15 protein-coding genes and 1 tRNA gene are annotated in these 20,956 nt (G+C 75.2%); 11 read left to right on the forward strand and 5 right to left on the reverse strand.

Annotated features, from left to right (window positions below; all coding sequences use genetic code 11):
• Window positions 1-5 precede the first annotated feature (5 nt).
• The 9 genes from OG299_RS21480 to OG299_RS21520 all read left to right on the forward strand — a co-directional run bounded on the left by OG299_RS21480 (window position 6) and on the right by OG299_RS21520 (window position 7,270).
• A complete protein-coding gene (locus tag OG299_RS21480) occupies window positions 6-1,253 on the forward strand; it encodes an MDR family MFS transporter (RefSeq protein WP_327362330.1) in 1,248 nt (415 codons plus the stop codon).
• A 61-nt stretch (window positions 1,254-1,314) separates the two neighbouring features.
• Window positions 1,315-1,923, forward strand: coding sequence for a DinB family protein (locus OG299_RS21485; RefSeq protein WP_266627910.1), 609 nt, complete (start codon window positions 1,315-1,317; stop codon window positions 1,921-1,923).
• 44 nt (window positions 1,924-1,967) lie between these two features.
• Window positions 1,968-2,744: a 2OG-Fe dioxygenase family protein gene (locus tag OG299_RS21490; protein ID WP_327362331.1), complete on the forward strand. Its 777-nt coding sequence runs from the start codon at window positions 1,968-1,970 to the stop codon at window positions 2,742-2,744.
• On the forward strand, window positions 2,744-3,241 hold the full coding sequence (locus OG299_RS21495) for a GNAT family N-acetyltransferase (protein ID WP_266627913.1): 498 nt from the start codon (window positions 2,744-2,746) through the stop codon (window positions 3,239-3,241). The genes OG299_RS21490 and OG299_RS21495 overlap by 1 nt, the downstream gene beginning before the upstream one ends.
• A complete protein-coding gene (locus OG299_RS21500; protein ID WP_327362332.1) occupies window positions 3,229-4,110 on the forward strand; it encodes an AzlC family ABC transporter permease in 882 nt (293 codons plus the stop codon). The genes OG299_RS21495 and OG299_RS21500 overlap by 13 nt, the downstream gene beginning before the upstream one ends.
• Window positions 4,107-4,433, forward strand: a complete 327-nt coding sequence (locus OG299_RS21505; protein WP_266627917.1) for an AzlD domain-containing protein — start codon at window positions 4,107-4,109, stop codon at window positions 4,431-4,433. The genes OG299_RS21500 and OG299_RS21505 overlap by 4 nt, the downstream gene beginning before the upstream one ends.
• Window positions 4,434-4,553: 120 nt before the next feature.
• Window positions 4,554-4,627: transfer RNA gene (locus OG299_RS21510), tRNA-Met, on the forward strand.
• 172 nt (window positions 4,628-4,799) lie between these two features.
• Window positions 4,800-5,966, forward strand: coding sequence for a PP2C family protein-serine/threonine phosphatase (locus tag OG299_RS21515; RefSeq protein WP_405702079.1), 1,167 nt, complete (start codon window positions 4,800-4,802; stop codon window positions 5,964-5,966).
• 293 nt (window positions 5,967-6,259) lie between these two features.
• Complete coding sequence (locus tag OG299_RS21520; RefSeq protein ID WP_389875092.1) at window positions 6,260-7,270, forward strand: M23 family metallopeptidase; 1,011 nt, start codon at window positions 6,260-6,262, stop codon at window positions 7,268-7,270.
• Here OG299_RS21520 and OG299_RS21525 read toward each other — a convergent pair.
• The 4 genes from OG299_RS21525 to OG299_RS21540 form a co-directional block, all read right to left on the reverse strand.
• Window positions 7,179-8,471 (reverse strand): PrsW family intramembrane metalloprotease, encoded by a 1,293-nt coding sequence (locus OG299_RS21525; RefSeq protein ID WP_266627919.1) that lies wholly within the window; start codon window positions 8,469-8,471, stop codon window positions 7,179-7,181. The genes OG299_RS21520 and OG299_RS21525 overlap by 92 nt on opposite strands.
• 51 nt (window positions 8,472-8,522) lie before the next feature.
• Entirely contained in the window at window positions 8,523-9,344 is an 822-nt protein-coding gene (gene trmB, locus OG299_RS21530; protein WP_389875089.1) for a tRNA (guanosine(46)-N7)-methyltransferase TrmB, read from the reverse strand.
• A 105-nt stretch (window positions 9,345-9,449) separates the two neighbouring features.
• The gene (gene lhgO / locus OG299_RS21535; protein ID WP_266627921.1) at window positions 9,450-10,670 is read right to left on the reverse strand and encodes an L-2-hydroxyglutarate dehydrogenase; all 1,221 of its coding nucleotides are present in this window, start codon (window positions 10,668-10,670) and stop codon (window positions 9,450-9,452) included.
• Window positions 10,671-10,867: 197 nt separating this feature from the next.
• Complete coding sequence (locus OG299_RS21540) at window positions 10,868-12,502, reverse strand: NsdA family TPR-like regulatory protein (protein WP_327362333.1); 1,635 nt, start codon at window positions 12,500-12,502, stop codon at window positions 10,868-10,870.
• A 651-nt stretch (window positions 12,503-13,153) separates the two neighbouring features.
• Between OG299_RS21540 and OG299_RS21545 the strand changes: the two genes are divergently transcribed.
• Window positions 13,154-15,343, forward strand: a complete 2,190-nt coding sequence (locus OG299_RS21545; RefSeq protein ID WP_327364568.1) for an asparagine synthase-related protein — start codon at window positions 13,154-13,156, stop codon at window positions 15,341-15,343.
• Window positions 15,344-15,650: 307 nt separating this feature from the next.
• Window positions 15,651-18,899: an AfsR/SARP family transcriptional regulator gene (locus tag OG299_RS21550; RefSeq protein ID WP_327362334.1), complete on the forward strand. Its 3,249-nt coding sequence runs from the start codon at window positions 15,651-15,653 to the stop codon at window positions 18,897-18,899.
• Here the strand turns inward: OG299_RS21550 and OG299_RS21555 are convergent.
• A complete protein-coding gene (locus tag OG299_RS21555) occupies window positions 18,886-20,907 on the reverse strand; it encodes a sigma-70 family RNA polymerase sigma factor (RefSeq protein ID WP_327362335.1) in 2,022 nt (673 codons plus the stop codon). The genes OG299_RS21550 and OG299_RS21555 overlap by 14 nt on opposite strands.
• Window positions 20,908-20,956 lie beyond the last annotated feature (49 nt).

A 20,956-nucleotide genomic window follows, 5' to 3' on the forward strand; every position in this document is an offset into this window, starting at 1 on the left:
CCCCCATGGCCGGCGAGGACCCCTTGCGCCGACGATTGCAGGACCTGCCCAGAAGCGCCTGGGTGATCTTCTCCGGAATGTTCCTCATCAAATTCGGCAATTTCCTGAACGTATTCCTGGTGCTGTTCCTGGTCGCCCAGGGATTCTCCGCATTCCAGGCCGGCATGGCCCTCGGAGTGGTCGGGGTCGGCGCCTTCATCGGAAACGCCGTGGGCGGCACGGTCGCCGACCGCTTCGGCCGGCGCACCGCCATCGCGGTGTCGATGTTCGGCAGCAGCGCCGCCACCGCCCTCGTCCCGCTGACCCACGGCCTGTTCGCGACGACCGCGCTGGTCGGGCTCGTCGGCGTCTTCGCGCAGCTGTACCGGCCGGCGGCCGGCGCGCTGCTCGTCGACGTGGTCCCCGAGAAGCAGCGGGTGACGGCCTTCGCCGTGCTGCGGCTCGCCATCAACGTGGGCATGGCGGTCGGCCCGCTCGTCGGCGGCCTGCTCAGCGGGGCCTCGTACACGTACGTCTTCCTCGGCGACGCGCTGTTCTCCTGCGCCTTCGGCGTGCTCGCGCTGTGCACGCTGCCCGGCGGGCGCCCGCCCGTGGAAGCACCGGCGCCGCAGAGCGCGGGCCGCGGCAAGGGGGGCTACCGCGAGGTGCTCTCCGACCGCCCGTACCTGCTCTTCCTCGGCTCGATGGTCGCCGCGACCTTCGTGTACGGGCAGTCCACCGCGACCCTCCCGCTGCACGTCACCGACGCCGGCTACGACAACAAGGTGTACGGCCTGCTGCTCGGCCTCAACGCCCTGCTCTGCGTGGTCATCGAACTCCCGCTCACCAAGTACACCGAGCGCCGCAACCCGCGGCGGGTGATCGCCGCGGGACTGGCCCTGCTGGGCATCGGCATGGCCCTCACGGGCGCGATGCAGGCCGTCTGGCTGCTCGCGCTGACGGTGGTGGTGTGGACGGTCGCCGAGACGGTCTACACGCCGATCGCCAACGCCTACCCCGCCGAGTTCTCACCGGCCCACCTGCGCGGCCGCTACCAGGGGGCCGAGGGCATCGCCCACACCCTCGGCGGCGCCCTCGGTCCGGCCGTCGGCGGCCTCCTCTACAGCATCTCGCCGCCGCTCCACTGGACGGCCTGCGCCGCCGTGGCGGCCCTCGGCGCCCTCCTGATCCTGGGCGCCGACCCCGGCAACCGCGGGGAGGTGACGGACGCGCACGACACCGGGAAGACCTCCGAACCGGCCCGCGCGGCCTGACCTCTTCCCGCTCCGACCCCGCGGTCCCCGCACCAGCCGAGCCCATCCGAAAGGCATCAGCATGACCACCAGCACCACCACCGACGTCCACCGGATCGACATCCCCTCCGCCACCGAGGACCCCGCCGCGTACGTCACCGCGCTCCTCGACGTGGCCGGCGAACGCGACGCGTTCGACGTGCTCGCCAAGACCCCCGTCTGGGCGGCGCAGCTCTTCGCCGACCTGCCGACCGACCTCGCCGAGACCGTCCCCGAGCCGGGCGAGTGGCCCGCCGCCTTCATCGTCGGCCACCTCTTCGACGTCGACATCGTCTACGGCTTCCGCTGGCGCCTCGTGGCCACCGAGGACGACCCCGTCTACCCCGGCTACGACGAGCAGCTGTGGGCCCCGCTGCCCCGCCTCCCGTTCCGCCGGATGCTCGACGCCTGGACCGGCCTGCGCGCCTCCAACGTCGCCCTCCTCGCCGCCCTCACGCCCGAGGACCGGCAGCGCACCGGCCGCCACGGCGAGCAGGGCGGCGAAACGATGGACGTCATGATCCGCAAGGTCATCGGCCACGACATCGCCCACATCAACCAGATCTACCGGGCCATCCGCCTCGTTCGCCAGGCCGCCGGCCTCGACGTCGCCGAGCTCGACGCCACGTACGCATCCCTCGGCCTGCGCTGAGCCCTGCCCGCCGTGTCCCGACGCTCCGGAGAGAGAACACAGCCGTGACCACCGTTGCCCACAAGCCCGCCCCCGACACCATCACCTCCGTCGGCCCCGACCTCCGCGACATGCTGCGCGAGCAGCGCTACGCCCTCGTGTCGGCCGCCGACCTGACCCTGTCCCCCGAGCTCGCCGCCGCCTTCGACGGCCTCCGGGCCTCCTGGGGCCGGCTCACCCCCGACACCCACTTCGGCGGCGGGGACCGCGCCGTCCGCACCCGCCGCTACAGCGACTTCACCTACGTGCCGGCCACCGGCGAGTTCGCCCCGCTCGACCACGTCGCGTACTACCAGAGCGAGGCGATGAACGCCTTCGTGGGCGGCATCGAGCGCCACTTCGGCGACGTCGAGGAGGCCACGTACCGCAACCCGCTCTTCCAGGCACTGGTCCGCTACGACTTCGACAACCTGCCGATCGAGGACGAGTACCGCGACCGCGCCTGGGTCTGCCAGATCCACCAGATCCGCATCGAGATCAACCCCGGCCAGTACAACGAGCTGGTCCCGGAGGGCATCCACTCGGACGGCTACCCGTGGGCCGGCCTGCACCTCATCTCCCGAGTCGACGTCGAGGGCGGCCACAGCACCGTCTTCACCTGGGACGAGGAGCCGCTCGCCAAGGGCACCTTCCGCACCCCGCTCGACTCCCTGATCTTCGAGGACCGCGCGATGAAGCACCACGTCACGGGCCTGAGCGCGGCCGAGGACAAGGGCGGCCACCGCGACGTCCTCGCCATCTCCTTCTCCCTGCCCGGCTCTCCGTACGAGACGCTGGTCTGATGAGCGCCGCAGCTCTGGCGCTCGAGGAGCCGCACGTACTGGTCGGGCCGTACGCGCCCCTGGCGCCCGTCGCCGCCGCCGCGGCGTCCGAGGCCATGACGGCGGCCGACGTCCCGCAGGTGATCGAGCTGCTGCGGGCCGCGCCGCAGGCCGCGTACTGCGAATGGGAGGACGAGGGGCTGCTGTCCGGGCACCTCGCCCACTCCTCCGACCTGTGCCGGGTGATCCGCACCCCCTCGGGCCGGGTCGTCGCGGCGCTGCTCGCCGGCTCGTTCGGCGTACGGGGAAGCATCAGCCACGCGGTGGTCGACCCCGGCCACCGCAGGCTGGGGCTGGCCCGGGTGATGGCGGTCGACACGCTGGCGGCCTTCCGGCGCCGCGGGGTCAACCGGATCTTCCTCGCCGTCCTCGACGGGAACGAGGCCGCGACCGCCCTCTGGACGGGCGTGGGCTTCCGCCCGGCCCTCGGAGAGAGGACCTTCGAGTGCGATCTGTAGCGCCCGACGCCCCGGCCCCGGCGCACCACGCCGCGGCCGGGGCCCCCGGGGCCGGGGCCGCCCGGCCGGCCGCCCCGGCCCAGGTCACCCGGCCGGCCCGCGCCGCCTGGGCGGCGGGCTTCGGGCAGGCCGTCCCCGTCATGCTCGGCTACGTGCCGGTGGCCTTCGCCTTCGGCGTGCTCGGCCACACCGCCGGGCTGCCGTGGTGGGCGATGGTCGCCATGTCGGCCTTCGTGTACGGCGGTTCCTCCCAGTTCGCGGCCCTCCAGCTGCTGGCCGTCGGCGCCGCCCCGTACGCCATCGTCCTGACCACCTTCGTCGTCAACCTGCGCCATCTGCTGCTGTCCGCCGCGATCGCCCCCCGGCTCGCCGGATGGCGGCGCCGGGAGCAGGCGCTCTTCGCGTACGAGCTCACCGACGAGGCCTTCGCGGTGCACTCCGCCCAGTACGCGGAACGCACGCAGCGCCCCAAGGCCGAGGTCTTCACCTTCAACACCGCCGTCCACGCCTCCTGGGTGGCGGGCACGCTCGCGGGCGTGCTGGCCGGGGACCTGGTCACCGACGTCGAGGCGCTGGGCCTCGACTACGCCCTGCCCGCCATGTTCATGGCCCTGCTGGCGGCCGGGATCATCGCCGACCGGCGCGGGCTCGCCGTCGCCGTCGTCGCGGGCGGCGGGGCGGTGGGCCTGACCCTGCTCGGCCTGCAGTACTGGGCCGTCCTGGTGGCGGCGGCCGTCGCGGCCACCTTCGGCCTGGCCGTCGCACCCCGCGAGAGCGCCGCCGCCGACGCCGCCGCCGACACGGACGACCGCAGCGCAGAAGACCGCACCGCACAAGACCGCAGCACGGAAGGAGCGCCGGGCCGATGAGCGACCTCACGCTCGCCCTGACCATCGCCGGCATGGCGGCCGTCACGTTCGGCCCCCGCCTGGTGCCGACCCTCTTCCTCGCGGCGGCCGCCCTGCCCCGCCCCGTCGTGGTCTGGCTGCGGCAGGTGCCGCCCGCGGTGATCGCCGCCCTGCTCGCCCCGTCCCTGTTCGCCCCGGCCGGCACGCTCGACCTCGGCCCCGGCAACTACGCCCTCTGGCTGGCGGTGCCGACCCTGCTGCTCGCCTGGCGCACCCGGAACTTCTACCTGACGATCGCCTTCGGCATCGGATCCCTGGCCCTGCTCCGCCTGATCACCGGCTGACGGAAGCCGTCTTCCACCGTTCTGCGCGGCTCTGACCTGCAGATATATCGGTCCTGGGGGTGGCTGGGAGGCTAATTGGCGTGAGTCCTCCCCGCGATGACGTAGAGTTGTGTTTACCGACGCGGGGTGGAGCAGCTCGGTAGCTCGCTGGGCTCATAACCCAGAGGTCGCAGGTTCAAATCCTGTCCCCGCTACTCAGTACGAAGGCCCGGTTCCCCTTGGGGAGCCGGGCCTTCGTCGTGTTCCCGGCCCGCCCTCACCCGATCGGCCCGGGCCGGGTCGCCGTACGGCCCCTGCTGCGGTCAGCCTTGAGGGGCGAGGCGGCAGCGGCCCGCACCCGTATGAGGGACCGGGCAGGAGAGCAGCGTGGTGGGCCTGGGGCAGCAGGGCGGCGACGAGTACGCGGGCGGCACCGGCACCGGCGCGGCCCGCCGGGTGGTCCGGGTGCTCCCGGCCGCGCTGATCGCGGTCGGACTGGCCTTCGACGTCATGACCCCGCCCAGCTACACGGGGTCCCCCTTCTTCTCCGCGGCCCCGCTGATCGCCGCCCCGCTGGCCTCCCTCCTGATCACGGTCCTCACCGGCATGCTGGCCTCGCTCGCGGTGGTCCTGCTGCACGTCCTCAACGCCACCACCTGGAAGGTCGAGGCGCTGACCGAGCTGGTGACCGTGGTGACCGTCTCCGGGCTCGCCGTCCTGATCAACCGGGTCGTACGGCGCAGCGGCGAGCAACTCGCCTCGGCGCGCGGGATCGCGGAGGCCGCCCAGCGCGCCGTACTGCCGAAGCCCGCCGAACGCATCGCGGGCCTGCACGTCTGCGCCCGTTACGAGGCCGCGCAGGCGGACGCCTTCATCGGCGGGGACCTGTACGCCGTCCAGGACACCCCGTACGGAGTGCGGCTGGCGGTGGGCGACGTACGGGGCAAGGGGTTGGGCGCGGTGGAGGCCGTGGCGGTGGTCCTCGGAGCCTTCCGGGAGGCGGCGGATACGGAGCCCACGCTCGAGGGGCTGGCGCAGCGGCTGGAGCGGGCGCTGGCCCGGGAGGGCACCCGGCGCGACAGCCTGGACGCGGTGGAGGGGTTCACGACCTGCGTGCTCGGCGAGATCCCGGCGGGGGCCCAGGTGCTGCGCCTGGTCAACCGGGGCCATCCCGAGCCGCTGCTGCTGTACGCGGACGGGCGCCTGGTGGTCCTCGCCCCGGCGGAGCCCGCGCTGCCGCTCGGCATGGGGGAGCTGGCCGAGGCGTGGCCGGACCGGGTTGGGGAGTGGGCCTTCCCGACCGGGGCCACCCTGCTGCTGTACACGGACGGGCTGACCGAGGCCCGGGACGCGGCGGGGGTCTTCTACGATCCGGCGGCCCGGCTGAACGGGCGGGTCTTCCCCGGGCCCGGCGAACTGCTCGGCGCGCTCAGCAGCGATGTGCGCCGGCACACGGGCGGCGGCGCGACGGACGACATGGCGCTCCTCGCGGTGGGCCGGCCGGAGGCGGGTCAGCCGGATCGGCGGCGGACCGTACCCGTGGTCGCTCCGTGACGGTGCGTAAGTGAAAAAGTGCGCTCTGCAAGGTTTATGACGGCTCGTCAAGATGCGGGTGTGGCCGAAGAGATGTGGATCTTGGTTGATTTTTGCCCGAGTTAATCCGCTTAAGTGGCGTTAGTGGTGGCCAAAGCTCCGCGCAGGGTGGCTGATTGCCGTTAACGATCAATCGCAACAGCTTGGAATCACTCCCCTCCGTCTATTACCGTTCGATAACGCAGCGCGGTCGTCCTAGCCGTCGCAAGAGGCGGCGCCGTGCGCGTGCGTGTCCCCATGAGGAGTGTGGCCCGGTGGCCTCCAACTCGCCTGCCCCCGAAGGCATCGAGCTCCAGGAAGCGCCCAACGCGGGCGCCTGGGGCGAATGGAACCCCACCGAGGACTCCGCCCGCCCGCCCCGCGGCAAGCACCGGGTCGTCAAGCAGCGCGGAGGGCTTGCCCGCAGCTCCACCGTGCTCGGCGTCGGCGTCATCGCGGCGGTCGGCGCGAGCGGCATCGCCACCGCGCAGGACCGGCCCCAAGTCGCCATCTCCATGCCCTCGCTGCCCGACTTCGGGCTGGGCGGCGCCGGGGGCGACGGGCAGCACGCGGACGCCGAAGGCCCCGCGGCGGGCGCCGAAGCCGCCACGAAGACCGGCATCATCGCGCAGCAGGCCGCCGGGCACGCCGACGCCGGCGCGACCCTGGTGGGCCGGATCCTCCAGCAGGCCGAGTCCCAGGAGAGCGCCGCCGACGCCCAGACCCGGGCGCAGGCCGAACGCGCCGCGCAGGAGGCCGCCGCCGCGCAGGCCAAGGCCCAGCGGGAGACCGCCCAGAAGGAGGCCGACGACGCCCGCGTGGCCGCCGAGAAGGAGGCCAAGGAGGCCGCCGAGGCCAAGGCGGAGCAGGAGCGGATCGCCAAGCTCGCCGGCAGCTACTCCCTGCCCACCTCCGCCTACACCCTCACCTCGCACTACGGCGACGCCGGTTCCATGTGGTCCTCCGGCTACCACACCGGCCTCGACTTCGCCGCCCCGACCGGCACCCCCGTCAAGGCCGTCGCCGGCGCGAAGATCACCTCGGCCGGCTGGTCCGGGGCGTACGGCTACCGGATCGTGCTCGAACTCGAGGACGGTACGGAGATCTGGTACTGCCACCTGTCCTCGATGTCGGTGACCTCCGGCTCGGTCGGCGCGGGCGAGACCATCGGCCGCGTCGGCGCCACCGGCAACGTCACCGGACCCCATCTCCACCTGGAAGTACGCAAGGGCGGCTCGACGATGGACCCGCTGGCGTGGCTGGAGTCCAAGGGCCTGAGCGTCTAGCAGGCGGTACGAAGGCCCGCTCGGCCGGCAGGGACACCGGCCGCGGCGGAAGCAGCTCCTCCAGGACCGCCGCCCGGGCCAGGGCGGGCCCCGCCGTCGCCTTGCGCAGCCACAGCCGGCGCAGCAACTCCCGCTCCCGGCAGGCGAAATCCGGCTCCCGCGCAGGTCCGCCCTGCCGGGCCCGGTGCCGCAGCAAGGCCAGTGCGGCCGCGTCCGCCTCGTACAGGGCGACCGCCCGGCCCGCCGCCCGGCCCCCGGTGCTCCGGGCCAGCGCGCGGGCCAGTGACCGGGCCGGCATCGACACCAGGGCCGGCACCTCCGCCGGACGCAGCCAGCCCGCGGCCGCGTACACCGCCAGCTCCCCGGCGACGGCCCGCAGCCGGCGCCGCCTTATCCGCACGGCCAGCCACACCAGCACCCCGAACACCGGGACCATCACGCAGCCGTAGACCACGTAGAACCCGTACTCCCCGAACCGCGAGGAGCTGTTCCACAGCGCGTGCAGGCCCATCGCGGTCAGCAGCCCGAGCAGCGGCAGCCCGATCCGGCGCAGCCGGCCCGCGCAGAGCGCGGCCGCGCCGAAGCCGAGCCCGGTGAGCACCGTGAACAGCGGGTGCGCGAACGGCGAGACCACGATCCGCACGAAGAAGGTCGCGGCCGTCACCGAGTCCAGCGGGGCGGCGCCGCTTTTCACGTCCTCGCCGAACGCGTTGCCGAGGTAGAGGACGTTCTCGGTGCAGGCGAAGCCGGTGGCGGTGAACCCGGCCACCACGAACCCGTCCGCGGGGCCGGTGAACTGGCGCCTTCGGAACACGAACACCAGCAGCAGGGCCGCCGCCTTGGCGCTCTCCTCGACCACCGGGGCGATCGCCACCGAGCCGAGCCGGTCGGCGGCGGAGGCATCGGCGGTCGCCGCCGTTATCCACTCCGTCGCGAAGTTGTTGGCCAGTATCGCGATCAGGGCCGCGGTGCAGGCGCCCCAGCCGAAGCAGAACAGCAGCTGCGCCCAGGGGCAGGGCGCGGCCCGGCCGAGCCACCGGAAGGCGGCAAGGAGCAGCGGCACCGGCAGCACGGCCAGCCCGAGGCCGACGAAGAACCCCGCGGTACCGGTCTGCTCCCGCACGAGTTCGAGGATCGCCAGCCCCGAAAGCGACAGCACGGCGAGCACGCACGTACGGACACCAGGGAGCGCTCGGAACACGCGATGACTCTAGCGAGCCGCTCTGACACGCGGAGTGACGATGGCGGTTCTCTACTCGTTCGGGGACACCTGGCGGCGGGCGAAGAGCAGATCGTGCACGACGTGACCCTTGTCGAGACCCTGTCCCTCGAAGCGGGTGAGCGGCCGGAAGTCGGGCCGGGGCGCGTAGCCGCCGTCCGCCTGGGTGTTCTCGAACTCCGGGTGCGCAGTGAGCACTTCGAGCATCTGCTCGGCGTACGGCTCCCAGTCGGTCGCGCAGTGCAGCACAGCGCCGGGGGCGAGGCGGGTGGCGGCCAGGTCGAGGAACTCGGGCTGGATCAGCCGCCGCTTGTGGTGGCGGGCCTTGGGCCACGGGTCCGGGAAGTACACACGGAGCCCGGCGAGCGAGTCGGGCGCCAGCATCTCGCGGAGCAGGATGATGGCGTCGCCGTTCGCGACGCGCACGTTCCTCATCCCGCCGCGCTCGGCGAGCGCGAGCAGGTTCCCCTGGCCGGGGGTGTGCACATCGGCGGCGAGGATCCCGGTCGCGGGGTCGGCGGCGGCCATCTGCGCGGTGGCCTCACCCATCCCGAAGCCGATCTCCAGCACGACGGGAAGTCCGTCGAACAGCTTCTCGAGGTCGATGACGGAATGCCCGTCGATGTCGAGCCCCCAGGTACCCCAGAGTCGCTTCAGGGCTTCGCCCTGCCCGGTGGTCACCCGGCTGCGCCGCGGCTGGAAGCTCCGGATCCGCCGCTCGTGGTGCGAGCCGGCCGGATCGGGGGCGGGCCCGTCGGGGAAACGGGGCTCGGTCCGCCACTTCGGGGGCACGTAGGCGTTCGCCTCCGGCGTGGCTTCCGGGGCGCTGGGCTGGGGGGTGAGGGACTCAGACACAATCCCCAGATTCTACGGCCCCGCCCCCACCGGCCGCCGCCCTCGCCCGGCTCCCCGCTCCCGGAGCCCGGCCCCTCGCCCCGGCGCCCCGCTCCCCGACCGGGGTCAGGACGCCCGGAGGGTGGTCAGGGCGCGGCGGGCGATCTCGCGGCCGATCGGGAGCGAAGCCGTCGCGGCCGGCGACGGGGCGTTCAGGACGTGCACCGTCCTCGGCGCGTCCCGGATCAGGAAGTCGTCCACCAGCGTCCCGTCCCGCAGCACGGCCTGCGCCCGCACCCCGGCCCCGGCCGGAGCCAGGTCCGCCGAGGAAACCCCCGGCAGGAGCCGCCGTACGGCCTCCGTGAAAGCCTGCTTCGACAGCGACCGGTGGATCTCGCCCACCCCGTACCGCCAGTGCCGCCGGGCCATCCGCCAGGATCCCGGCCAGGCCAGCTCGTCCGCGACGTCCCGCGGCCGGACCACGCCCCACCCGTACCCCTCGCGGGCCAGCGCCGGCACCGCGTTGGGCCCTACATGGACCCCGCCACCGATGCCCCGCGTCAGGTGCACGCCGAGGAAGGGGAACGCCGGATCCGGGACCGGGTAGACCAGCCCCCGGACCAGCGAGGGCCGCGCCAGGTCGTAGTACTCCCCGCGGAACGGCACGATCCGCATCCCGGGCTCGTCCCCGGCCAGCCGCGCGATCCGGTCGCACTGCAGGCCCGCGCAGTTCACCAGGACACGGGAGCGGACCACCAGCCCGGACGTGGTGCGGACCGCCACCCCCGACGCCCGCCGCGAGATCAGATCCACCGCCCCGCCGTACACGATCTCCGCCCCGGAGGACTCCGCCAGCTGCTGAGCCACCTGCCCGTAGTCCACGATCCCGGTGGTGCCGACGTGGATCGCGGCCAGGCCGCGCACCTCCGGCTCGTACTCCGAGATCTGCGCCGGGCCCAGCTCGCGCACCGGGATGCCGTTCTCCCTGCCCCGCTGCACCAGCGCGTGCAGCCGCGGCAGCTCCTCCCGCCCGGTGGCGACGATCAGCTTCCCGGTGACCTCGTGGGCGATCCCGTGCTCGGCGCAGAACTTCACCATCTCGGCGGCCCCGCGCACCGCGAAGCGCGCCTTGAGCGATCCCGGCCGGTAGTAGATCCCGCTGTGGATCACCCCGCTGTTGCGGCCCGTCTGGTGGCGGGCCGGGCCGGACTCCTTCTCCAGCACCACCACCCGCGTCCCCGGGGCCAGCTGCGCCAGGGCATGCGCCGTCGACAGGCCGACGATGCCACCGCCGATCACCAGCACATCGCAGTCGACCCTGCCCACGCTGCCCACGCCGCCGCCCAAGCTGCCACCTCCCACCCCTGCATACTGCACCCCGCCACTGACAACGTGTTAAGGGGGTCTCCGGCGGATCATGCCCCGGCCCGGACCGCCCGGCACCGCGCCTCGCCGAACCGCCGCCGGTCACCGGTGTCCCCCGGCCACCGCCGGGAGGCACCCCCACCGCAGTGGCCGTCCGACCCCGATCCGCCCGACACCCCCTACGCGGGGGCCACCAGCAGCGGCCGGGCCCGCTCCCGCAGCTCCGCCACGCGCGGCTCGTCCCCGTACGGCTCGAGCCGGTGCAGCAGGTCCCGTACGTACTCCGTCGTCCGCGCCGAGGAGATCCGGCCCGCGACCTCCACCGCCCGGGTGCCGGCCGCGCACGCCGCGTCCAGGTTGCCCGACTCCAGCTCGGCGACCGCGCTCACCACCAGCCGCAGCCCGTGCGAGCGCACGTACTCCTCCGTCGGCCGCGACAGCGCCTGCTCGGTGAAGCGGCGCACCTGCCGCGGCAGTTTGAGGTCCCGGTAGCATTCCGCCGCATCCGCCGCGAAACGGTCGTACGAGTAGAAACCCAGCCACGTCGGATCCGGGTCGCCCTCCCGCGCCCGCTCCAGCCAGCCCTCCGCGGCCCGCAGCGCCGCCCCGGCGGCCGCCGAATCGCCCGCCTTCGCGTGCGCCCGCGCTTCGACCAGCCGGAAGAAGCTCATGGTGCGGGCGGTGGCCAGCCCCCGGTTGCGCTCCACGGCCGCCTGCGCGAGGTCCACGCCCTCGTCCGGGAAGTCCCGGTACGTGGCCTGCAGCGACATCGAGGCCAGCACGTACCCGCCCAGCGGTACGTCGGCGGCCGCGCGGGCCAGGCGCAGCGCCTGGATGTAGTAGCGCTGGGCCGCCTCCTGCTGGCCGGTGTCGAAGGCCATCCACCCGGCCAGCCGGGTCAGTTCGGCAGTCGCGCCGAACAGCGCGCGGCCCACGTCGTCGCTGTACGAGCCGAGCAGCAGCGGCGCCGCGTCGACGCGCAGGCACTCGGGCACCATCGACGAACGCCAGTCCCCGCCGCCGTACTTGGAATCCCAGCGGCGCGCGTCCTCGGCCGCCTCGCGCAGCTTGGTCACATCGCTGTGGCCCACGCGCTGCGGCGCCGGGTCCGACAGCCCCATGGCGGCGGCGGCCACCGGCGCGGGCGGGGCGTGCGGCGTTTCACCCGAAGACTGCGCGGGCAGACCCGTTGACGACGACGACATCGGCGACGACGGCATCGGCGAGGCCGTCGGCCCCTGTGCGGCGGCCGGGGCCGCGGGGGCCGGCGCCGTGTTCGCCACCGGCTCGCGCGACGCCACGGTCTCGCGGGGCGGGGCGGGCTCGCGGGGCGGGGCGGGCTCGCGCGCCACCGAACCGTCCGCCGGAGATATCAGCCAGCGCGAGGCGGGCGTCGCGTACGCGGACACGGCGAAGGAGCCGGCCAGCGACTGCCAGATCCCGCCACCGCCCCGGCGCCCGGCGAGGTCGAGCCGGTACAGATCGGTGGCCGAGCGCACCGCCTCGCCCACGTCCCGCGGGAAGGCCAGGCCGACCTCCGGCGCGGGGTCCGCGTCGGCCAGCCCGATCTCGTGCAGCGGTACCGGACGCCCCAGCTTCGCGCCGATCGCGGCGGCGATCAGATGCGGGGCCGCGCCCTGCGGCACCATCCCCTTGGACACCCACCGGGCCACCGACGTCTTGTCGTAGCGAAGCGTCAGGCCGCGCTGTGCGCCGAGGTCGTTGACGCGCCGGGCCAGCCCGGCGTTGCTGATGCCGGCGAGGGCGAGGACGGCGCCGAGCTTCTCGTTGGGCTCGCGGAGCTCCCTGGACATGCGCCACCCCTCGTCACACGCGGAACGCACACAACGCATACGCCGCCGAGGCATAGTTGCCCGGCATTTCGTAAACCCAGCGTAGTTCCCCGCCTCCCAAGCGTTAAGGCCCCGACTTCCGTATGGCGGGATTGTTGTCCGCCTGCACAGTCGGGCCGGGGCCCGCGCCGCGGGCGCACGCGCTCTCCCGTGCTCCGTGCGTGTGGCCGTGCGCCCGCCCGTGCGCTCTGGCCGGTCACCGGGCCCGGCGATTCGATGTGCCGTGCGTGGGTCGGCCCGCTGCGTGGATCCGGCGGGCCGGGGGATGCCGCTACCCCAATCCCCGCGGGTGGCGGAACGGTCCGGGGGGCGAATCCCGTCTCCCGGACCGCGCCCGCGCGCCGCTGCGGTCGGGCGCCCCGGCGCGCGCGACGGCACTCAGTACGGCCGAAGAATGGCCGAAACCGACCTATGGGGCGGTGGGAACGGAAAGCCAAATACCGTGTGGCCGAGGCGTGTTCGTTTGCACGTGCGCCCTCCTCGGCCACTCCCGCACGCCCGTCTCGTGGCAGCATGGACCCCGAGCCACCCGGGGTCCCGTCGGCCGCACCCTCTGCGCTGACCATGCCGTTCATGCCCCGGTCAATTGCCCACAGGCTGGGGGAGGCGGCGGTGCGCTGGTTGGTCGGGTGGAGCAGCATCGCCGCGAGCTTCGGCACGGCAGGCCGGGTCTCCGGCCAGGGCGGACCCGGCTCCGACGGACCGTTGACCGGCGGCCCCGACGGACCCCTGAGCGGCGGCATCGCGGACGCCGACCATCCGGACGACCCGGCTGCCGAACGCACCGTCGTGCCCGTGGGCGCCCAACTGCTCTGGGGAGACCCCGACCCCCTCTGGGCCGTCGGCGACTGGCGCCCCGATGAGATCCGCACCCTCGCCGCCGACCCCGCAGACCCCTTCACCCGGCTCGCCGTCCTCGGCTGCTGCGGCGCCACCGACGCCGAGCTGCGGCGCGCGCTCCTCGCCGCCCGCGGCGGAGCCCTGCGCCACCTCACCCAGTGGTCCGGCAGCTACACCGCCGTCGTCCAGACCGGCCGCCGGATCACCGTCGTCGGCGATCTCGCGGGCGCGCGGCCCGTGTTCTACACGCCCTGGGCCGGCGGCACCGCGTACGCCACCGCCGCGCTGCCGCTCGCCGACCTCATCGAGGCGCAGCTCGACATCGGCCATCTCGCGGCCCTGCTGGCCTGCCCCGACAGCCCGGAGGCACTGGGCGACGGCACACCGTACGTCGGCGTACGGCGCATCCCGCCGGGGCACGCGCTGATCCTGCGCGAGGGCTCGCGCGAGATCACCGGGTACGAGCCGGTGGCCTCCCTCGCGGTGGCCGCGCCCGCGGCCGATCCCGAGCGCGCGGTGGAGGGCGTACGGGAAGCATTGGTGGATGCGGTGCGCGCCCGGCTCACGGCACCGCGGCATGCCCCCGACACGCTGCCCCACGACCCCGGCCCGGTGCCCGGAATGGGCCCTGCCGACCGGCGCGCGGCCCGGGGCGCACCCGCGCCGGTCCCCGGCGTCGGCGCCGACCTCTCCGGAGGCAGCGCCTCCGCGACCCTGGCCCTGCTCGCCGCCGGCCTCCCGGGCGCACCCGGCACGGTGATGAGGCAGTCCGGCGAACGGCTCCTCGCCGTCACCTTCAACGACCTTGCCACCCCGCAGGGCCGCGAGGCCGAACTCGAACGCGCCCGCGCCATCGCCGCCAACCCCCGGCTGCACCACGTGGTCGTGGCCGCCGCCGAGGAAGCCCTCCCGTACGCGGAACTCGACGGCCCCCTCACCGACGAACCCGGCCCCTCCCTCGTCACCGCCGCCCGCGAGCGGCGCCGGCTGGCGGCCGGCTCGGCGGACCACTTCGTCGGACACGGCGCCCGCCAGGTGCTCGACGCGCACCCGGCCCGGCTGGCCGACCTCCTGATGGACCGCCGCCGACGCCACCTGCTGCGCCCGGTCGCCGCCCTGGCCCGCTCGGCGCCGGGCGACTCCGCCCTGTCCCTCCTGGTCCCGTTCTCCGTCTACTCCGCGGCCCGCCGGCTCGCCCGTACGCCGTACCGCGCGGGCATGGAGGCCGCGGCGGCCCGGCTGCGCGCAGGGTCCCTCGAGGGGGGCGCCTCGAACCCGGTGGACGCCTCGCTGGCCGCCCTGACCTGGTCCCGCCCGGGCCCGGCGGCGGGCTGGCTGACGGGGGAGGCCCTGGCGGAAGTATCGATCCGCCTGGCCACCGCAGCAGGGCGCCCGCCCCTCTCCCTGCGCCCCGGCGAGGCCCGGGCCCGCGCCGCGCTGACCCGCCACGCGGCGGACCACCGGGTCTTCGAACAGGCCGTGGAGGTCCGCAGCCAGCGCCTGCACGCCCCGTTCCTGGACAACCAGGTCGTACGGGCGGCGCGCGCGCTCCCGGAATCCCTGCGCGTCCAGCCCGGCGCCCGGGCGGCGATCCTGCGCGCCGTCCTCTCCTCGGCGGGCGTACGCGAACTCCCGCCGGGCTGGGGCGCCCCGACCCACACCCCGAACGAAACGGCGACCCGCGTAGGCCTGAGAGCAGCGCTCCCCTCCCTGCTCTCCCTCTTCACGACCCCCCTCCTGGCGGACGCGGGCCTGATCGAGGCCCGGGTGGTCCAGCAGGCCCTGCTGGACGCGGCGGAGGGCCGCCCCGTCCCCCTGGACGGCCTCGCGGAGCTCGTCTCGATGGAACTCTGGCTGGGCCGGCTCCTGGCCCGCCGCGGCACCTGCTGGACGGGCACGTCCACCCCCCGCCGCCGAGCAGTCCCCAAGGGAGTCCCCACCCCCCGCCCAGCCCTCTCCTGACCAGCCGACCCCGACCCGGGACAGCCAGCCCCGCCGGCCCCGGCCGGGCCAAGTCCAGCCCCGCCGGCGTTCGAGGCGCGGGGGCTCGGGGGCTCGGGGGCAGCGGCCCCGCAACGGCGGCGCACCGGCCCACCGTCAGGCAACTCCAGCCCCGCCGGCGCTTGAGGCGCGGGGCCCGGGGCAGCACCCCGGCAACGGCGCCGCACCGGCCCACCGGCAGCCCGCCGGCCCGGCCCCGGCGGCAGTCCGGAACGCAGCCGCCGAACACCACCGCACACCCCGGCCAGGAGCAAGGCAGAATCGTCCGGTGCGGTATCTCATCCTCGGCGTCACCGAAGCCCGTGACGAGACCGGCGCCCCCCTCCCCATCGGCGGCGCCCGCCTGCGCGCACTCCTCACCGCCCTCGCGCTCCGCGCCGCGTCCGGCTCACGGACCGCCACCGGCGCCGGCACCGGCACCGCCACGGCCACCGCCTCCGTCGCCGACCTCATCGACGAGGTCTGGGGCGACGACCCGCCCCAGGACGCCCCCGCCGCCCTGCAGGCCCTCGTCGGCCGGCTCCGCCGGGCCCTCGGCGGCCGGCACACCGTCCACGCCGGCCCCGCGGGCGGCTACCGCCTCGCCGTCGCCGACCGCGACGACATCGACCTGCACCGGTTCACCCGGCTCGCCCGCCAAGGCGTCCAGGAGCTGGCCGCCGACCCCGCCACCGCCGCCGGAACCCTCCGTACCGCCCTCACCCTCTGGCGCGGCCCCGCCCTCGCCGACCTCCCCGAGCCCGCCCGTACCGCCCACGCCGCCGCCCCCGAAGCGCACCGCACCGCCGCCCTCCGCGCCCGGATCGACGCCGAACTCCGCAGCGGCGCCGCCGACCCGGTGTCCCTTCTCCCGGAGATCGAGGCGCTGATCCAGGAGCACCCGTACGACGAGCCCCTGCGCGCCCAGCAGCTCCGCGCGCTGCGCGCGGCCGGCCGCCCCGCCGACGCCCTCGCCGCGTACGAGCGCACCCGCCGCACCCTCGCCGAAGCCCTCGGCACCGACCCCGGGCCCGAACTCGCCGCCCTGCACGCGGAGCTGCTCCGGCCCGCGCCCCCCGCGCCCCCCGCACCTCCGGCGGAGCCGACCGGCAACCTCCGCCCCCGCCTCACCTCCTTCGTCGGCCGCGAGCCCGAACTGGCCGCCCTGCACACCGACCTGGCCCGCCTCCGCCTCGTCACCCTCACCGGACCGGGCGGTTCCGGAAAGACCCGGCTCGCCGAGCACGCCGCCTGCGCCCACCCCGAACCCGGCTGGCTCGTCGAACTCGCCCGCCTCGACCACCCCGCCGCCGTCCCCGGCGCCGTCCTCAGCGCCCTCGGCCTGCGCGAGAACAGCCTCGTGGCCCGCGAGAAGACCGTCGCCGCCGACCCCCTCGCCCAGCTCGTCGAGCACTGCGCGAACCGCCGCCTGCTCCTCGTGCTCGACAACTGCGAGCACGTCATCGGCGCCGCCGCCGAACTCGCCGAGCGCCTCCTCACCCACTGCCCCGGCGTACGGATCCTGGCCACCAGCCGCGAACCCCTCGGTGTGCCCGGCGAAACGGTCCGCCCCGTCGACCCGCTGCCGCCCGACCCCGCACACCGCCTCTTCGCCGACCGCGCCGCCGCCGTCCGCCCCGGCTTCACCCCCACCGAGGACCCGGCCGCCGTCGCCGAGATCTGCCGCCGCCTCGACGGGCTGCCGCTCGCCATCGAGCTGGCCGCGGCCCGGCTGCGGCTGCTCACCCCGCGCCAGATCGCCGACCGCCTCGACGACCGCTTCCGGCTCCTGACCGGCGGCGCCCGTACCGTCCTGCCCCGCCAGCAGACCCTGCGCGCCGTCGTCGACTGGTCCTGGGAGCTGCTCGACGAGCCCGAGCGCGCCGTCCTGCGCCACCTGTCCGTCTTCGCCGGCGGCTGCGACCTCCCGGCCGCCGAGGCCGTCTGCACGGACGGCACCCTGGACGTCGCCGACGTCCTCGGCTCCCTCGTCGACAAGTCCCTCGTCGTCGCCGCCCCCGGCCAGGGCGACAGCGGCATGCGCTACCACCTGCTCGAGACCATCCACGAGTACGCCGCCGAACGCGCGGCCGCACACGCACCCGACCGCAGCGCCGCCGCCCACCGCCACGCCGCGCACTTCCTGGCCCTCGCCGAGGAGGCCGAGCCCTTCCTGCGCTGCGCCGCCCAGCTCCCCTGGATCCGGCGCATCGAGACCGAGCTCGACAACCTCCGCGCCGCGCTCCTGCACACCACCGAAACCGGCGCCGCCGAGACGGGCCTGCGCCTCGTCCTCGCCCTCGGCTGGTTCTGGTGGCTGCGCAACTACCGCACCGAGGGCTCGGAATGGGCCGCGCGGGTCCTGGAGTCCCACGCCGCCGAGCCGCCCGAGGGCACCCCCGAGTACTGGAGCTTCATGCGCACGCAGATGCTGCGCGTCCTCCTCCTCGCCGAGGGCCATGCGCCCGAGGAGTTCCGCACCCCGCAGAACATGGCCCTCGCCGACCACCTCCAGCAGGTCTTCCGGGACGGCGGCCCGGAAACCGCCCGCTTCCCCGGCATGCTCTGGCCGATGACCACGTTCATCACCGGTGACACCCGCGACGTCCGCGACGGGCTCGCCGAGACGGTCGACAACTGCCGCCGGTACGGAGGCGACTGGGAACTGGGCATCACCCTCATGCTCCGCGCCCACATCGCCATCGACCTCACCGGCGGCCTCCCGTCCGTCGACGCCGACCTCGTCGAACTGCACGAGATCGCCCGCCGCGTCGGCGACCGCTGGACCCGTGCCCAGGTGGCGAGCGCCGCCGGCGAGGTCGCCCTCTCCCGCGGCCGGTACGACTGGGCCCGCGCCGAGTACGAGGAGTGCCTGCGCCTCGCCCGCGAGGTCGGGGCCCACACCGAGGTGCCCTTCGCCATCGCCCGGATCGCCGAGTCCGCCTTCTGCTCCGGGGACTTCGACGCCGCCGAACAGCTGCTGGCGGAGGTCGCCCGCGAAGTCGAGCCCTATGGCGGGGTGTATGACGTCCAGGCCTACAGCGGCATGCTCGCGGCGCTGCTCGCGCTCGTCCGCGGGGACCTCGGGCGGGCCCGTACCGAGTGCGAACTCGCCCGCGCCGCCGCGGCAAGGATCTCGGCGCCCCCGCAGCTCAAGGCCGGGCTCGACAACGTCGACGCCGTCCTCACCGCCCGTGCGCACGGCCCGGAGGCCGGCCTCGCGAAGCTCGGGCCGGCCCTGGCCGCCTGCGTCGCCGCGCACTGCGCCGAGCGTGTGCTCGCCTCGCTGGCCGACTCCGCGGCCGTACTGCTGGCCGCCGCCGGGCGCAGCGCGGAGGCCGTACGGGTGCTGGCGGCGGCCACCGTCTGGCGCGCGGGCCACCCGCGCTCGGTCCCGGAACGGGCCGCCGTCGGCGGAATCCCGGACGACACCCGCGCCGAGCTGGGCCCCGACCGCTACAAGCAGGAGGAGGCGGCGGGCGCCGAGCTCTCCCCGGCCGACGTCGTCACCCTGGTCACCCGGGTCACCGGCAGCTGATCACGGCGTCGGCCCAGCTCGCCAGGGTCGGCAGGCTGCCCTGCCCGGCCTGCTCCACCACCAGCCGCAGCGTCTTGCGCCCGGCCAGGGAGACGTCGACGGCGGCGGCCGGATCCCCGTACCCGAGCGCGCCCGACCGCCACAGCCGCTGCCCGTCGGCGTACACCGAGAACCGCACCGTGCCGTCGGTGAACCGCGACAGGTCGTCCACCCCGGCCCGCGCCGAGAACGCCGTGCACTGCCGGTTGAGGGTGATCTCCACCGAGGAACGGGAGTTCACGGTGATCCCCTGCGCGAACTGCCGGTCCGCGATCCGCAGCCCCCACCGCTGCCACACCCAGCTGCTGCGCCAGGTCTGCAGCTCGGGACCGCTGTGGTCACCGAACGCGGCGTATTCGAGCCCCGCCAGCCGGAACCCCTGCGAGGGCTTCGGCGCGGACGGCGACGGGGACGGCTCGGCCGTACTCCGGCTCGGTACGGGGCTCGGCGTCGGCGAGGGCTTCGGGGAGGGTGCCGGGGACGCCGGCGGGGCCGGGGCCTTCGGCTTCGGTGCGGAGGGAGCCGGCGACGCGGGAGGCGCGGGCGGCGCGGACGGTACGGAGCCCTGCGCGGCCGGCGGCTCCGCAGCGGCCGGTGCCGGGGTGCGCGGAGCCGGGACCAGCGGCACCACGGGCGCCGCCGCGCTCGGCGCGGGCTGCGCCTGGACCCCCGGATCGGGATCTTCCCCGGCCAGCGCGAACACCACCCCGGCGGCCGCGGCGACGGCGATCCCGGCGGCGATGGCGGCCTTGACCGGCAGCCCGAGCCCCTCGGACACCACCGCACCCGCGACCCCGGACCCGGCACCTCCGGCGCCGCCACCGGCCCCTGCAGCCCCGGCCCCCGCACCCGCGGTCCCGCCGGCGGAACCCGCCCCGGCGGCACCCGCCCCGGCACCCGCCCCGGCGGTCGACCCGCCCGAGGCCGCGGCGGCAGCCCCGGCGCCCCCGGCGGCAACGGCCCCGCCGGCCACGATCCCGGCCGCCTTCGCCGCGTACCCGGCGGCGAACCACCCGATGACCGCGACGGGCAGCAGCGCGGGAATGCCCGCGTTGACGTCCTTGAGTTCCCCGGCGGCCAGCCGGCACTTCACGCACTCCTCCAGGTGCCCCCGCAGCCCCCGCTCCGCGCGCATCCGCAGTCCGCCGCGGGCATACGCCCCCAGCCGGTCCGCGTACCGCGCGCAGTCCCCGCCCGAACTGAGCGCCGAGCTCACGTGTGCCTGCAGATAGGCCTGCTTGAGCCCTTCCCGGGCCCGACTGGCCAGCACGGCCGTCGCATTGGCGCTCAACCCGAACAGCGGGGCGATCGCACTCGGCGAGGCGTCCTCGACGGTGGTGTGCCACAGCACGGCCTGCCACCGCTCGGGCAGGCTCCGGAAGGCCTGCATGGCCAGCGACTGGTCGGCCTCGCGCATCGCCCGGACGTCCGCGCCCTGTTCGAGGGTGTCGTCCCCGGACAGGCCGGACAGCCCGCCGCCGACCTCGGTTCCCGCGGCCGCCTGCTCCGCGAACACCGCGAAGTCCTCGACGAGATGCTCCCGCCGGGACGTCTTCGCCCAGGCCGCCGCGACCCGCCGCACGGTCGTCAGCAGATACGCGCGCACCGACTGGTCCGGCCCGGCCCCGCCCCGTACCGCCTGCAGCGTCCGGGCGAACACCTCCGCGGTCAGGTCTTCGGCCGTGTGCCCGTCACGGCAGCACGTCCGCGCGTAGCGCCGTACCGAATCGGCGTGCCGGAGGAACAGCTCCTCGTACGCCCCGTCGTCGCCCCCGCGCATCCGGGCGATCAACTCGCCGTCGGACGGTGGCAGCTCGCCGCCGGAGCGCCGCGACACCGCATGGCGCCCGCGCGGTTCGCGCTGGGCCGGGACCTGGCCTTCGGCCCGGGCGCCCGCCTCGGCCCCGCCGCCGGCGCCACCGAACGCGCCAGCACCACCGAGCGGCTCTTCCCGACCGTCAACGCTCATCGCGGAAGCCCCCGCCCGACCCACTCACCCGGTACACCGTTCAAGCGTG

This window comes from Streptomyces sp. NBC_01296, from assembly GCF_035984415.1.
Lineage (GTDB): Bacteria > Actinomycetota > Actinomycetes > Streptomycetales > Streptomycetaceae > Streptomyces.